The sequence below is a fragment of the Pseudoalteromonas sp. ECSMB14103 genome, from assembly GCF_000813065.1.
GTDB lineage: Bacteria > Pseudomonadota > Gammaproteobacteria > Enterobacterales > Alteromonadaceae > Pseudoalteromonas > Pseudoalteromonas marina.
Genome location: NZ_JWGY01000008.1, coordinates 151,376 through 165,460 on the forward strand (window position 1 = coordinate 151,376; position 14,085 = coordinate 165,460).

Here is a 14,085-nt window from a genome sequence, read left to right on the forward strand (position 1 = left end):
ATTGCTCGCTAATTTAATTCAATTGATGTTTGTAAGAAAAACAAAATCAAATCCCAGCCAGTTGTTTTTAGCTGGGATTTTTACTATATGCAATGATACAATCTTTGCACTATTTGTGAATTGCTCTGATTTTCTGCCCATGCAGAAACATGGCAGTTAAATTTTAGGGCAGTGTCCCGTTCAAACAATTAAGGTAATAGCATGAGCAACGAATTAAAAACTCAAGTTGTTGTACTAGGCGGTGGCCCGGGTGGTTACTCTGCAGCTTTCCGTGCTGCTGACTTGGGCTTAGAAGTTACACTAGTAGAATCACGTGAAACATTAGGCGGTGTTTGTCTTAATGTTGGTTGTATTCCTTCAAAAGCACTTTTACACGTAGCTAAAGTAATTGATGACGCAGCTGAAATGTCATCTCATGGTGTTACTTTTGGCGCACCACAAATTGACTTAGACAAAATCCGCTCTTGGAAAGAGTCTGTTGTTGGTCAGCTTACGGGCGGCTTAGACGGCATGGCTAAAATGCGTAAAGTTAAAGTTGTACCAGGTTATGGTAAATTTACGGGTAGCAACACGTTAGCTGTTGAAGGTGCTGACGGCACAACAACTATTACATTCGACAATGCGATTATTGCCGCAGGTTCAAAACCAGTTAACTTACCATTTATCCCAGAAGATGATCGTGTAATTGACTCAACGGGCGCATTAGAGCTTAAAGATATACCTGAAAAACTACTTGTTTTAGGTGGTGGTATTATCGGTCTTGAAATGGGTACTGTTTACCGCGCGTTAGGTTCTGCTATTGATGTTGTAGAATTTGCTGATCAATTAGTTCCTGCAGCTGATAAAGACATCATCAAAATTTACCAAAAATACGTAAGCGATAAATTTAACGTTATGCTTTCAACTAAGGTTGTGGGTGTTGAAGCGAAAGATGATGGTTTATACGTTACATTTGAAGGCAAAAACGCACCAGCTGAGCCAGTACGTTACGACAAAGTACTTGTTGCAGTAGGTCGTACGCCTAACGGTAATTTACTTGATGCTGAAAAAGCAGGCGTAAATGTAGATGAGCGTGGTTTTATTAACGTTGATAAACAGTTACGTACTAATGTAAGCAATATTTTTGCAATTGGTGACTTAGTTGGCCAGCCTATGCTTGCGCATAAAGCGGTTCATGAAGGTCATGTTGCTGCAGAAGTTATCTCTGGTCAGAAGCACTTCTTCGACCCTAAATGTATTCCTTCAATTGCCTACACTGACCCAGAAATTGCATGGGTAGGTGTTACTGAGAAAGAAGCTAAAGAGCAAGGTTTAAGCATTGAAACTGCGGTATTTCCGTGGGCTGCTTCAGGTCGTGCAATTGCATCTTCTCGTACTGAAGGTTCTACTAAGCTTATCTTTGATAAAGAAAGCGGCCGTATAATCGGTGGTGCTATGATTGGTATTAATGCGGGCGAAATGCTTGGCGAAATCGGTTTAGGTATTGAAATGGGTGCAGATGGTGAAGACTTAGCACTTACTATTCATGCTCACCCAACATTGAACGAATCAATTGGCCTTGCAGCTGAAATTTTTGAAGGTTCAATCACTGATTTACCAAACAAAAAAGCAGTTAAAAAGAAGAAGTAAGTTCTTTTAACTAACAACGCTTTTTTAAAACCCAAGCTTCGGCTTGGGTTTTTTGTTTTATAGCTGTTAATCCAAACATAAACAAAATTTGCTTTAATAAAATGCCATTTTATTTTGAGCTGATAGCTGATAGCTGATAGCTGATAGCTGATAGCTGATAGCTGATAGCTGATAGCTGATAGCTGATAGCTATTCATCACGTTTTTAGCTACAATATGCGCCGATCAAATTTAAGGTAATTAATCACTGTGACTCACTCTTCCCATAATTCAGTACTGGTATTACGCGCTCAGCAAATTAGTGAATCTCGTCGCGAATTTAATGCCCGTGGCGCTAAGTTAGCACGTTGTGAGCAATGCTTAATTGCAAAGCACTACTGTATTTGTGAAGGCGTAGAGAAAGCGCAGTGCGATGCTGCAGTGTGTTTATTGATGTACCATAACGAAAGTTTTAAACCTTCAAATACGGGGCGTTTAATTGCCGAAATTATACCCGATAACCATGCTTTTAAATGGGATAGAACTAATCCAGATGATGCGCTAATAGCGCTTATTAATGATGAGCAATATCAGCCAATGGTTATTTTTCCTGCTGAGGATGTAGAAGAGGGGCGAGCTATTACGCAAGTGAATATTGAGCCTAATAAAAAGCCGCTATTCATATTTTTAGATGGTACATGGCGTGAAGCGAAAAAAATGATTCGTAAAAGCCCATATTTAGATAACTTGCCCGTATTGTCTATAACAGCTGATAAGTTATCAGATTATCGCTTACGAGTTGCGCCTCATGCGCATCAGTTAGGCACAGCTGAAGTGGGTATTTTAGTGCTGGCACTCGCGGGTGAAATGGATGCAGCTAAAAAGCTTGAGGACCACTTTATAAAGTTTAGAGATGCGTATCTTATGGGAAAACGAAATAAAGGTAGACCAGAGTCTCTTTAATACCGATTGTATTGAGTGGTAGTATTAAATTTAGGTCAAAGAAAAGCGCGCTCTATCTCTAGGCGCGCTTGCGGAATCTTCTAATTTTCTGCATCCTGCAATTGAACTTAATCAACTCCAATTTTTACTGTTCCATGTTTATTGCTATATTACTTTTTAGTTCTATGCAATATAAGCCAATCCGGGCTTATCTCCTTTATTCCTAAACGTCCTGTTGCGGTAAAACCTATTACCAAATCCTTCATTTGCACGTCCTAGTGCTTCCGTGTTGTTATCAGTCCATTGTGTTGCCTGTTAAGGCCTGTCCTTTATATTCCTTCAACTTCCTGTTAAGCAACACTCCAATGTTGCACTCCTTTATGCATCTTCCTGATGCTGTCCGTTTATTAACACTCCGTTGCGATGCTCATCCTGAGCCTGTCCTAACTCCGTGTTATCCTTAATAACCAGTCACTGGTTTGCGAGTAATCAATCCCTGTCCTTTTACTCGTTAAGCGTCATTGCTTAGTTGATGTGTTAATTATAAGTGGATGGTCCAACTAAAGTAGGACAAAAACGCTAAATAGTTTATGTATTATTATTGTTAAATATTATATAGTTATTTAATATCAATGGTTTATGTTTTTTTTGGTAGGTTTTTAATCGGTGTTTTACTTATAAGCTGCCACTTCCGTGAGATATCTCTTACAGGGTATTTCTGTTTTGGACGCTTTTTTAGTATTTATGGGTATTTAGGGTGTGCACTTTTTAACTGTTCACGGTAGAATTATTGATAATAATTACTATTTAGGTGGAATAATGAAGAAAACACTCGCTATCGCTTTAGGGTTTATCGTATCGGCGCCAGCCTTTGCAAATGATGTTGTTAATATTTACTCTTTTCGCCAACCTTTTTTAATACAACCTATTTTAGACGACTTTACTAAACAAACCGGTATTAAAACAAATGTTGTGTTTGCTAAAAAAGGCTTAATCGAGCGTGTAAAACGCGAAGGTAAACATAGTAAAGCTGATTTAGTTCTTACTTCTAATTTTAGTGCACTCATTCAATTAGAAGATTTAAACTTAACTCAAACAATTAATAGCAATAATGTAAATGCTAACGTACCTTCTGCTTTTCGAGATGGAGATGGCCAATGGGTCGCGCTAACAAAACGCGTGCGAAATGTATATTCGTCAAAAGATCGTTTGGGTGCATTACCAAAGCTCACTTACGAAGAACTAGCCGATCCAAAGTATAAAGGGCAAATTTGTACTCGTTCAGGTAAACATCCGTATAACTTAGGGTTAGTTGCTTCAATGATTGCTCATCACGGTGAAGCGCAAACTAAAACATGGCTTGAAGGCGTGAAGGCTAATTTAGCACGTAAACCACAAGGCAATGACCGTGCTCAAGTTAAAGCCGTTAAAGAGGGGCTATGTAATCTTGCGTTAGGCAATAGTTACTACTTAGGTAAAATGTTGCAAGACAAAGAACAAAAAACATGGGCTGAGGCGGTACACATTAATTTCCCTAATCAAACTGATCGTGGTTCACATATTAATGTTTCGGGGGCTGTTATCACTAAATATGCTAAAAACCCTGAAAATGCCTTGAAACTCATAGAGTATATGACCGACAATAAAGCGCAAAACATGTATGCATCGCTTAATATGGAATACCCAGTTAAGCCTGGTGTGCAATTATCCAGTATGGTTGCATCATGGGGCAGCTTTAAAGAAGATAGCTTGCCACTTGATGAGATCAGTAAATATCGTCCGTTAGCGCTTAAGTTAATTGATGAGGTGAAGTTCGATCTTTAATGACTTATAAATTTAAGCTGTCTAAATGGCAGCTATTCGCGTGGTCGACAGGTTTAGTTTTGTCGGCCCCGTTGTTCTTCCTTCTTTTTGAATCGCTACAAGGCAACTCAGAGGTTTTTACACACCTTTGGGGCACTGTGCTTTGGGATTACATTTCTAATACTGTACTACTTATATTGGGTGTGTGTGCACTCAGTAGTGTTATAGCGTTGCCACTTGGTTGGTTAACTGCTTATTGTAACTTTCCCGGTAAAAAACATTTTGAATGGGCGCTCATGCTGCCCCTTGCTATGCCTACTTACATTATTGCCTACGTGTATACTGATTTACTTGATTACGCAGGGCCAGTGCAAATTACTCTAAGGGAGTGGTTTGGCTGGCAGTCACCCAGTGATTACTGGTTTTTTGATATTCGTACTTTGCCTGGTGCAATAGTCATGATTGCTTTGGTACTTTACCCCTATTTATTTTTAATTTTTAAAACAGCTTTGAGAGAGCAGTCTTTTAAATTGGTACAGGCAAGCCAATTAATGGGACTTTCTCCTACCAAAAGCTTTTTTAAAGTGAGTCTTATATTATCTCGTGGTTCTATTGTTGCCGCCCTTGCGCTTATTAGTATGGAAACAATGGCCGATTTTGCAACAGTAAGTTATTTTGCTGTTAGCACGCTCACAACCGCGGTATACGATACATGGTTTGGTTATTACTCCTTGACTGCTGCTGCAAAAATATCAGGTGTCATGCTGTTACTACTATTTTTAGCGCTTATGGCAGAGCGCTTTAGTCGTCGTAATCAAGCTGTATTTGAACGCCAATCGGGCGTAAATAGCGAAGCACTTTATATTTTAAAGGGAAAGTCCGCTTGGTTAGCAACGGCATTTTGTGGCACGGTTTTACTTGTATCTTTTGTGATCCCGATTGCAGTATTACTTAATTACGCCATTACCTACTTCGAAAAAGCATGGAGTGCTGATTTTTTTAATTATGCGTGGCAAAGCCTAAAAGTGGCAGGCGTTGTGAGCGTAATAACAATTGCATTAGGTGTTTTTGTTGTTTTTTATCAGCGTATAACAACACAGTCTTACCCTCTCGTTCCTGGGCGACTAGCGAGTACGGGCTATGCACTGCCTGGCACCGTATTAGCAATTGCCGTTTTATTACCTCTAACACTGTTAGAAAGTAGTATTAATAATGTATTAGAGCCTTATAATTTAGACATAGGTTTGTTACTAACAGGCAGTGTGTTTACTATTGTGATTGCTTATGTCGTTCGGTTTTATGCCATTGCTCACGGAGCGATAGAGTCGAGCTTTGTGCGTATTAGTCCATCACTTGATATGGCAAGCCAGTCTATGGGTAAAAGCCAAGGCCAAACATTGCGTTTAGTGCACCTACCTTTATTAAGAAGAGGCTTACTGACTGCTGCCTTACTCGTTTTTATTGAATGCATGAAAGAACTTCCTGCTGCGTTACTACTCAGACCATTTAACTTTGAAAGCCTGGCAACGCATGTTTTTCAGTACGTGAGTGATGAGCAGTTAGAGCTGGCTTCTATATCTGCTTTATCTATTGTTATTGTTGGATTTATCCCCTTGTATTTTATTAATCGTTCTATGGAGCAACACACTTAAATGAGTAGTTTAATTTTGCAAGGTGTCAGCTATCACTATAACGGTACAAAGGTGATCGAAAACTTAGACTTAACCGTGGGTAAAGATGAGATTGTATGCTTGCTTGGTGCCAGTGGCTGCGGTAAAACCACCACATTAAAAGCCATTGCAGGCTTAGTTGAGGCCAAGCATGGAAGTGTATTTATAGATGGCAAGCTGGTAAGTGATGAGTCAACATTTATTGCACCAGAGCACCGAAATATAGGTATGATGTTTCAAGATTACGCGTTGTTTCCTCATCTAAGCGTAGCAAATAACATTGCGTTTGGGTTATGTAAAATGAGCCAATCCGAAAAACAACAGCGTGTGGATGAAATGCTTCAGTTAGTGCATTTGTCAGGTTGCGCAGATAGATTTCCTCACCAGCTTTCTGGTGGGCAGCAGCAACGCGTTGCGATTGCCCGTGCGTTGGCATATAAACCAAGTTTACTACTTCTTGATGAGCCGTTTTCAAATATAGATACCCAAGTTCGTTTTGAATTAATTGCAGATATTCGCCGTATTATTAAGGCGCAACAAGTATCAGCGGTATTTGTTACCCATTCAAAAGAAGAGGCTTTTGCTTTTTCTGATACGCTTGCCATTATGGATCGCGGTAGTATTGCCCAACAAGGCACGCCAGAGCAGCTTTTTGCTGCTCCTAGGTCAAAGGTGGTTGCAGAGTTTCTAGGTCAAGGCATATACTTATCCGCAGAAGCATTAACGGCTACTGAATATAAAACACCTTTTGGCACCGTTGAGTCAGATATGCAAACGAGCTGCTATCCATGTAGTGGTGAGTTATATGTGCGACCTCACCAAATTGAACTTGTGCAAGAGTGTCAAAGTGACAAACTCAGTAAACGGGCTACAATATTAAGTCGTCGCTTTATTGGCTCTGCGTATGTTTATAAAGTTGTTATAGCCGAACAAACGCTTGAAGTTGAAGCGCAATATGGCCAATCATTTGAAATCAATGAGCAGGTTATAATAAAAATAAAACCCCACACAGTGAATTTTTTTGAATCATAGTTAATGTGATTCACTGTGTACATATCTGTAAAACTGAGGAATAACAATGGCGCAAGCGCAATCTGGGATTTGTGCTGAAGCAAACCTGCATGGTTTGCATTTATTTTTTAATGTGTTTGATGGTCAAGACGAATCATTGCGCGCTAAATTAAAACAAGTAAGCGCAATTGAAGAAGAGTTTAATGATCAGTTTTCAGAGTCGATGTTGTCGTGCGTTGTTGCCATTGGCGCCCAATATTGGCCTCATATTCTTCCTGAGTATATTCCTAGTGAGCTGCAAAGCTTTCCAAATATAAATCATCCAGATCACCAAATGAGTGTTCAGCCGTGTGACTTGTTTGTGCAGGTGCGTTCAGACAGAGAAGACGTAAACCACTTATTTGCATTGCAAGTTTTAAAGCTTTTTGCACCTGATGTCGAGCTGGTGGAGCAAATACGTAACTTTCGTTTTTTAGATGGCCGAGATTTTAATGGTTTTATTTATGGTGGTGATACGCCACACGGAAGAAAAAAGCGTTCAACTGCTTTAATTAATAAACCTGGTTGTTTTGAAGATCAGGGAAGTTATATTCATGTTCAGCGCTATAAACACGACTTAACTGTTTGGCAGCACTTATCGCTCAGTGAGCAAGAGCAAATTATGGGCCGTACACGACTTGATAATACGCTTATAACCCCAGCACTAAATACCAGTCATGCCACGCGTAGTGAGTTAAAAGATGAAGAGGGGCAACCCCTTTTGTTGAATCAAAGCATGCCTTATGGCGATGTTTATGAGCAAGGTATGTTATGCATAAGCTGCGCAAGTACTGGTACTGCATTTGAGGCTGTATTAAATAGCCGTTTAGGGGAGGGGGAGTGTTACGACCATTGGCTTGATTTTACTCAAGCCGATATGGGGTCTGCTTTTTTTGCCCCCTCAGTTGGGTTTTTAAAGCAAATTTAAACCGTATCAAATAAAATACGTACTCGTTCAAGCGTAACGTCTATTTCAGAAATTTTAGCTGGGGCAATAAATATAGTATCGTCTCCGGCAATAGTACCTAATACACCATCGGCCTTTCCTAACGAGTCAAGTAAGCGGGCAATAAGCTGCGCAGCGCCTGGACTGGTGCGAATAATGATCATCATTTCATTATGCATAATATCAATGACTAACTGGCGTAATGGGCTTTTAGCTGTCGGCACTCCCATTTCAGCGGGTAGGCAGTAAACCATTTCTTGTTTAGCGTTGCGGGTTCGCACAGCACCAAACTTACTTAACATGCGTGACACTTTACTCTGGCTTATATTGTCAAAGCCTTGCTCTTTAAGCGCATCAACTATTTCGCCCTGAGAGCCAAAGTTTTCTTCTTTTAAAAGTGATTTAAACGCTTTTACCAATGCTTCTTGTTTATCTTGAGGTTGCATAGTCTTTATTCATTATTGTTATTTATGCTGTAAATACTACACAAAAATGAATAATTATGCAGCAGTTGTTTAGTCAACTTGACAGTTTGATGCGATAAACCACCAAAGTTTACAACTATGGTCGAAAATATCGCAAAATAGGCCCGATAAATTTGTTTTTAGGCGCTAATTTCATTATCTTAAGGGCCACAAGTATTTCCTACCTCAAATGACGGAGAATTCCAATGAAAGTTGCTGTATTAGGTGCTGCAGGCGGTATCGGTCAAGCATTGTCTTTACTATTAAAAACAGGCTTACCAGCTGGTTCTGAATTATCACTTTACGATGTTGCACCAGTTGTACCAGGTGTTGCTGTTGACCTATCACACATCCCAACTGATGTTAAAGTAGCAGGTTTTGGCGCAGACGATTTAAACAAAGCGCTTGACGGTGCTGATATTGTTTTAATCCCAGCGGGTATGCCACGTAAACCAGGTATGGATCGTGCAGATTTATTTAACGTAAATGCCGGTATCATTAAAACACTAGCTGAAGGCATTGTAGCTAGTTGCCCTAAAGCACTTGTGGGTATCATTACTAACCCAGTAAACGGCACAGTACCGATTGTGGCTGAAGTGTTCAAAAAAGCAGGCACATACGATGCAAGCCGTGTATTTGGTATTACTACGCTTGACGTGATTCGTTCAGAAGCATTTGTTGCTGAACTTAAAGGCGTAGACGTTGCTACAGTTAAAGTACCAGTAATTGGTGGTCACTCTGGCACAACTATTCTTCCTCTACTTTCTCAAGTTGAAGGCGTAACTTTCACTGAAGACGAAGTTGCTGCACTTACTCCACGTATCCAAAATGCAGGTACTGAAGTAGTAAATGCTAAAGCAGGTGGTGGTTCAGCTACATTATCAATGGGTGCTGCTGCAGCACGTTTTTGTATGTCTTTAGTTAAAGGCCTACAAGGTGAAGATGTTGTAGATTACGCATACGTTGCTGTTGAAGATGGTGATGCAGAGTATTTTGCACACCCAGTACGTTTAGGTAAAAACGGCGTTGAAGAAATTCTTTCTTACGGCGAGCTAAGCGCATTTGAAGAAAAAGCGAAGAACGATATGCTTGAGACACTGAAAAAAGACATCAAAGAAGGTGTTGATTTCATGGCGTAATAGCCAGAATGAGCATTAAAAAAGCCTGCATTTGCAGGCTTTTTTGTTGCTCGAATGTTATTTACTATTAGTGTTAAATAACAGGCTCGTTAAGGCTAGTGATCACGGTCAACGGCTATACGGGCTAAGCTTACCAATGCGTGCTTGTATTCAGATTCAGGTAAAAAATCTAAGCAAGCAATTGCTTTATCGGCTTCAAGCTCTGCTTTTTGCATTGTAAACTCAAGCGCATTGGTTTGTTTTAACGTAGATAAAATCTCTTCTAAATGTTCCATACCATTACTGTGCTCAATTGCATCACGAATTAACTGTGTTTGATACGCATTACCGTGTTGCATTGCATATATAAGTGGTAGGGTAGGCTTACCTTCGGCTAGATCATCGCCTATATTTTTACCTAGCTGGTCTGCATCGGCGTTATAATCAAGCACGTCGTCAACAAGCTGAAATGCCGTACCTAAGTGCATACCGTATAAGTTTAATGCATTGAGCGTGGCTTCATCATTATTGGTAATAATAGCAGCAAGCCCGGTAGCAGCCTCAAACAGCTTAGCCGTTTTAGAGTAAATAACTTGCATGTAGCTGGCTTCGGTTGTGTCTGGATCGTTGCAATTCATAAGTTGCAGCACTTCACCTTCAGCAATTATATTGGTTGCATCGGCGAGTATTTGCATAATTTGCATTTTGCCTAAACCAACCATTAACTGGAATGAGCGCGTGTATATAAAGTCGCCAACTAATACGCTAGCAGCATTACCAAATTCAGCGTTAGCCGTCGGGGTGCCTCGGCGTAAGTTTGACTCATCAACAACGTCGTCGTGTAATAAGGTCGCGGTGTGAATAAACTCAACAATGGTCGCAAGTGTAATGTGGTCTTTACCAGTATATCCTAGCGCTTTGGCAGCTAAAATAGCTAACATAGGACGAACGCGTTTACCGCCGCTATTAACTATGTATAAACCAAGTTGGTTTACTAACGCCACATCTGAGCGCATTTGCGCATGTATAAGTTGATTGACGTCATTCATATCGCTTTCTATTAACGCCTGGATAGCTTTTATATCCATTGATCTCCGAGCCAATTTTTATGTGTGAACGGCGCAGATTGTACAACAAAAAACGCACTAGCTCGATATTTTGTGACGATTGATTTAAAAAACCTACCTAAAGTGCTTAATAAGTGCTTAATTCAATCACAAATGTGTTTAATTACTAGACGATGAAAGATGGTTTTTGAGTTTGAATAATGGTCGACGCAGGTTGCAATTTTATTAGTAGGGTTATTTTTGCAAAGAGTTAAAAAGCGCTTGGCAAAAGGCTTAATTAATATAAAATAGAGAAAATATTGAATTGCTCTCAAAGCAGCTACTTTTTATTCATTTTAATTACAAAATAGGCTTGCTAGTTATTTCGCGTTAGCGTAAACTTCGCGCCCTATCGAAGAATATTTTAGTTGCGCCGATTTGAGGGTGCACAGACGGAGTTAATTATGTACGCGGTTTTCCAAAGTGGTGGTAAACAGCATCGTGTGACTGAAGGTCAAACGATTCGTCTTGAAAAATTAGACGTTGAAACTGGTGCGGCAGTTGAATTTGATTCAGTGCTTTTAGTTGCTGATGGTGAGAAGATCGAGATCGGTGTACCGTTCGTAAACGGTGGTAAGATAACAGCTGAGGTTGTTTCACATGGTCGCGGTGAGAAAATTAAGGTTGTTAAATTTAGACGCCGTAAGCATTCTCGTAAGCAAATGGGCCACCGTCAATGGTTCACTGAAGTTAAAATCACTGGCATTAGCGCTTAATTAGAGGTACTTAGAAATGGCACATAAAAAAGCAGCTGGTAGTACTCGTAACGGTCGCGATTCAGAAAGCAAACGCCTAGGTGTTAAGCGTTTTGGTGGCGAATCAGTTCTAGCGGGTAGCATCATTGTTCGTCAGCGTGGAACACGTTTCCACCCTGGTACAAACGTAGGTATCGGTAAAGACCATACTATCTTTGCAAAAGCAGATGGTAAAGTTCAATTTGAACAAAAAGGTCCTTTAAACCGTAAATACGTAACTATCGTAACTGAGTAATCAGTAAGGTAGTTAAAAAACCCCGCCTTTGCGGGGTTTTTTGTTTTGAGACAAAAATATATACCAAAGCCAAGCCTGCAATCGGCTTGGCTTCGGTATATAATGTATAAATTAGCAAGCCAATCCCTAAAGTGAGTAATCATGAAGTTTGTAGATGAAGTAGAAATTCGCGCAGAGGCCGGAGACGGCGGAAGCGGTATCGTGTCTTTCCGACGTGAAAAATATGTCCCAGATGGTGGGCCTGACGGCGGTGACGGTGGAGACGGTGGTAGTGTTTATCTACAAGCTGATGAAAACTTAAATACCCTTATTGACTATCAGTTTGAGCGTTTTCACAGAGCTGAGCGCGGCACAAACGGACGTAGCCGAAACTGTACAGGTAAAAAAGCAGACGATTTGTTTGTAATGGTCCCTGTAGGTACACGTATAACCGATGTTGATACGCAAGAAGGGCTTGGTGATTTGACCCAACATGGTCAACGAATTTTGGTTGCAAAAGGTGGTTTCCACGGCTTGGGGAATGCACGTTTTAAATCAAGTACTAACCGAGCGCCTCGTCAAAAAACACTAGGTACACCCGGTGAAGTACGTAACTTAAAATTAGAGTTACTATTGCTAGCTGACGTAGGTTTACTAGGTTTGCCAAATGCTGGTAAATCGACCTTTATTCGCAGCGTGTCTGCTGCAAGACCTAAAGTGGCTGACTACCCATTTACAACGCTTATTCCTAATTTAGGTGTAGTGCGTCCGGAAGCTAACAAGTCATTTGTAATAGCTGATATACCTGGGTTGATTGAAGGTGCGTCTGATGGTGCCGGTTTAGGTATCCGCTTCTTAAAGCATTTAGAACGTTGCCGTGTGTTATTGCACATTATTGACGTAATGCCTGTAGATGGATCAAACCCAGTCGATAATGCGTTTGCAATTATAAATGAGCTGCATCAATACAGTCCTAAGCTTGCAGAAAAGCCTCGTTGGTTAGTGTTTAATAAAATAGATTTGTTACCTGAAGATGAAGCACAAGCACTATGCGATGCTATTGCACAAGAGCTAGGTGAGTCTGAAAATATTTATCAAATCTCAGCTATTAACAAGCTGCATACTCAACCGCTTATACATGACATTATGACATTGCTTGATAGCATGCCTAAAGAGAAGTTTGAGCAAGTTGAAGATGAAGAAATAGAATTTAAGTGGGATACCTACCATCAAAAAGCCACCAAAGGCGATGATGATGATTGGGATGACTGGGATGAAGATGATTACGATGTAGAAGTAGTCTACGAACGTTAATTTTCATTAAATATAAAAAGGAGCATAGGCTCCTTTTTTGTTTTTTAATAATAAAGTACTAGGTATTTAGTGTGATTATTTCAATGATTGCCGCTATGGCAAATAACCGTGTTATTGGTCTTGATAATAAAATGCCGTGGCATTTACCTGCAGATCTTCAACATTTTAAAGCCGTTACTACAGGTAAGCCTGTGATCATGGGTCGTAAAACTTTTGAGTCTATTGGTCGTCCTTTACCTGGTAGACGCAATATTATTATTACGCGCAACACTGAATATAAGGCCGAGGGTATTGAAACTGTAACAAGTCCAGAGGCCGCGCTGAGCTTGGTTTGTGGTGTTGAAGAGGTCATGATTATAGGCGGTGGAAATGTTTATCAGCAGTTTTTAACACAAGCTGAGCGCTTATATTTAACCTTTATTGATCTTGATGTAGAGGGTGATACACAGTTCCCTGATTATCAAGCTGTTGCAAATTGGGAAGTGAAAGAAGAGCAAGTTAAACTGCCAGACGAAAAAAATAAACATAGTTATAAATTCGTAACTTTGTATAAATACTGCTAACATTATTGCGTAAGGTTAACTAGGTTGGTACAATATTAACCAGTTAACGTAGGAATAAAGTACCAAACAAGGGTCAACAATGTTTAAATTATCAAAGTTAGTTGTTATTTCTGCTATTGCTGCAGGTTCACTTTCGTACACAGCTCCAGCAAAGGCTAATGATCAACTAGCGCTATCTATTTGCGAGTATATCGCAGCAGATGATAAAAACCGTTTACGTAGCAAGTTAAAAAGCTCTCGTGTAAAAATTCGTAACATATATGATTCTATTCAATGTAACGGTAATAACTTATTGCGTCATGCTGTTGCCAGCAATGCAGTAAATGCAGGTGAGTATATTGTTAAAAACTTATCTAAAAGTTCATTGTCAGACGGTGCCGACATAGCCTGGGCTGAAGGCAATCACGCAGGTTCTGCGCTTATTCCTGTAATTAAAGACCGTGCTGGTTTGTAATTATTAGTAATTTAAAAAAAGCCGCGATTATCGCGGCTTTTTTGTTGCTGGAAAAATAATTGACTATTTAGAGGCCGAT

Annotated in this window: 14 protein-coding genes; 12 read left to right on the plus strand and 2 right to left on the minus strand. The window is 40.0% G+C overall.

Annotated elements, in window-relative coordinates:
- Positions 1-201: 201 nt before the first annotated feature.
- From lpdA to RF53_RS13820, 6 genes are all read left to right on the plus strand, one after another.
- The gene (lpdA, locus tag RF53_RS13795) at positions 202-1,629 is read left to right on the plus strand and encodes a dihydrolipoyl dehydrogenase (protein WP_039038017.1); all 1,428 of its coding nucleotides are present in this window, start codon (positions 202-204) and stop codon (positions 1,627-1,629) included.
- A 248-nt stretch (positions 1,630-1,877) separates the two neighbouring features.
- Entirely contained in the window at positions 1,878-2,570 is a 693-nt protein-coding gene (locus RF53_RS13800) for a tRNA-uridine aminocarboxypropyltransferase (RefSeq protein ID WP_008131110.1), read from the plus strand.
- Between the two features lie 798 nt (positions 2,571-3,368).
- Positions 3,369-4,373, plus strand: coding sequence for a Fe(3+) ABC transporter substrate-binding protein (locus RF53_RS13805; protein ID WP_039038018.1), 1,005 nt, complete (start codon positions 3,369-3,371; stop codon positions 4,371-4,373).
- A complete protein-coding gene (locus tag RF53_RS13810; RefSeq protein WP_039038019.1) occupies positions 4,373-6,004 on the plus strand; it encodes an ABC transporter permease in 1,632 nt (543 codons plus the stop codon). Before RF53_RS13805 ends, RF53_RS13810 begins: the two co-directional genes overlap by 1 nt.
- A complete protein-coding gene (locus RF53_RS13815; protein WP_039038020.1) occupies positions 6,005-7,054 on the plus strand; it encodes an ABC transporter ATP-binding protein in 1,050 nt (349 codons plus the stop codon).
- 46 nt (positions 7,055-7,100) lie between these two features.
- Positions 7,101-8,000: a Dyp-type peroxidase gene (locus RF53_RS13820; RefSeq protein ID WP_039038021.1), complete on the plus strand. Its 900-nt coding sequence runs from the start codon at positions 7,101-7,103 to the stop codon at positions 7,998-8,000.
- Here RF53_RS13820 and argR read toward each other — a convergent pair.
- The gene (gene argR, locus RF53_RS13825) at positions 7,997-8,464 is read right to left on the minus strand and encodes a transcriptional regulator ArgR (RefSeq protein ID WP_006794541.1); all 468 of its coding nucleotides are present in this window, start codon (positions 8,462-8,464) and stop codon (positions 7,997-7,999) included. The two genes, RF53_RS13820 and argR, sit on opposite strands and share 4 nt — an antisense overlap.
- 224 nt (positions 8,465-8,688) lie before the next feature.
- Here argR and mdh point away from each other — a divergent pair, with 224 nt between their 5' ends.
- On the plus strand, positions 8,689-9,621 hold the full coding sequence (gene mdh, locus RF53_RS13830) for a malate dehydrogenase (RefSeq protein WP_006794540.1): 933 nt from the start codon (positions 8,689-8,691) through the stop codon (positions 9,619-9,621).
- Between the two features lie 95 nt (positions 9,622-9,716).
- Here mdh and ispB read toward each other — a convergent pair whose 3' ends face one another.
- Positions 9,717-10,688 carry an octaprenyl diphosphate synthase gene (gene ispB, locus RF53_RS13835; RefSeq protein WP_039038022.1) on the minus strand — a complete coding sequence of 324 codons (972 nt, stop codon included), beginning with the start codon at positions 10,686-10,688 and terminating at the stop codon, positions 9,717-9,719.
- Between the two features lie 422 nt (positions 10,689-11,110).
- Here ispB and rplU point away from each other — a divergent pair, with 422 nt between their 5' ends.
- The 5 genes from rplU to RF53_RS13860 all read left to right on the plus strand — a co-directional run bounded on the left by rplU (position 11,111) and on the right by RF53_RS13860 (position 14,006).
- Positions 11,111-11,422 carry a 50S ribosomal protein L21 gene (rplU, locus tag RF53_RS13840; RefSeq protein ID WP_006794538.1) on the plus strand — a complete coding sequence of 104 codons (312 nt, stop codon included), beginning with the start codon at positions 11,111-11,113 and terminating at the stop codon, positions 11,420-11,422.
- A gap of 16 nt (positions 11,423-11,438) precedes the next feature.
- Positions 11,439-11,696: a 50S ribosomal protein L27 gene (gene rpmA, locus RF53_RS13845; protein ID WP_002957747.1), complete on the plus strand. Its 258-nt coding sequence runs from the start codon at positions 11,439-11,441 to the stop codon at positions 11,694-11,696.
- Positions 11,697-11,837: 141 nt separating this feature from the next.
- Positions 11,838-12,989 (plus strand): Obg family GTPase CgtA, encoded by a 1,152-nt coding sequence (gene cgtA, locus RF53_RS13850; RefSeq protein WP_006794537.1) that lies wholly within the window; start codon positions 11,838-11,840, stop codon positions 12,987-12,989.
- 71 nt (positions 12,990-13,060) lie between these two features.
- Positions 13,061-13,552 carry a type 3 dihydrofolate reductase gene (gene folA, locus RF53_RS13855; protein ID WP_006794536.1) on the plus strand — a complete coding sequence of 164 codons (492 nt, stop codon included), beginning with the start codon at positions 13,061-13,063 and terminating at the stop codon, positions 13,550-13,552.
- 79 nt (positions 13,553-13,631) lie between these two features.
- Positions 13,632-14,006 carry a DUF3718 domain-containing protein gene (locus RF53_RS13860; RefSeq protein WP_006794535.1) on the plus strand — a complete coding sequence of 125 codons (375 nt, stop codon included), beginning with the start codon at positions 13,632-13,634 and terminating at the stop codon, positions 14,004-14,006.
- Positions 14,007-14,085 lie beyond the last annotated feature (79 nt).

Excerpts from the sequence above, each read along its gene's own strand:
- argR (WP_006794541.1), bottom strand. The coding sequence starts at position 8,464 with ATGCAACCTCAAGATAAACAAGAAGCATTGGTAAAAGCGTTTAAATCA.
- RF53_RS13810 (WP_039038019.1), top strand. The coding sequence starts at position 4,373 with ATGACTTATAAATTTAAGCTGTCTAAATGGCAGCTATTCGCGTGGTCG.
- RF53_RS13805 (WP_039038018.1), top strand. The coding sequence starts at position 3,369 with ATGAAGAAAACACTCGCTATCGCTTTAGGGTTTATCGTATCGGCGCCA.
- RF53_RS13815 (WP_039038020.1), top strand. The coding sequence starts at position 6,005 with ATGAGTAGTTTAATTTTGCAAGGTGTCAGCTATCACTATAACGGTACA.
- mdh (WP_006794540.1), top strand. The coding sequence starts at position 8,689 with ATGAAAGTTGCTGTATTAGGTGCTGCAGGCGGTATCGGTCAAGCATTG.
- ispB (WP_039038022.1), bottom strand. The coding sequence starts at position 10,688 with ATGGATATAAAAGCTATCCAGGCGTTAATAGAAAGCGATATGAATGAC.
- RF53_RS13820 (WP_039038021.1), top strand. The coding sequence starts at position 7,101 with ATGGCGCAAGCGCAATCTGGGATTTGTGCTGAAGCAAACCTGCATGGT.
- RF53_RS13860 (WP_006794535.1), top strand. The coding sequence starts at position 13,632 with ATGTTTAAATTATCAAAGTTAGTTGTTATTTCTGCTATTGCTGCAGGT.
- rplU (WP_006794538.1), top strand. The coding sequence starts at position 11,111 with ATGTACGCGGTTTTCCAAAGTGGTGGTAAACAGCATCGTGTGACTGAA.
- lpdA (WP_039038017.1), top strand. The coding sequence starts at position 202 with ATGAGCAACGAATTAAAAACTCAAGTTGTTGTACTAGGCGGTGGCCCG.
- cgtA (WP_006794537.1), top strand. The coding sequence starts at position 11,838 with ATGAAGTTTGTAGATGAAGTAGAAATTCGCGCAGAGGCCGGAGACGGC.
- rpmA (WP_002957747.1), top strand. The coding sequence starts at position 11,439 with ATGGCACATAAAAAAGCAGCTGGTAGTACTCGTAACGGTCGCGATTCA.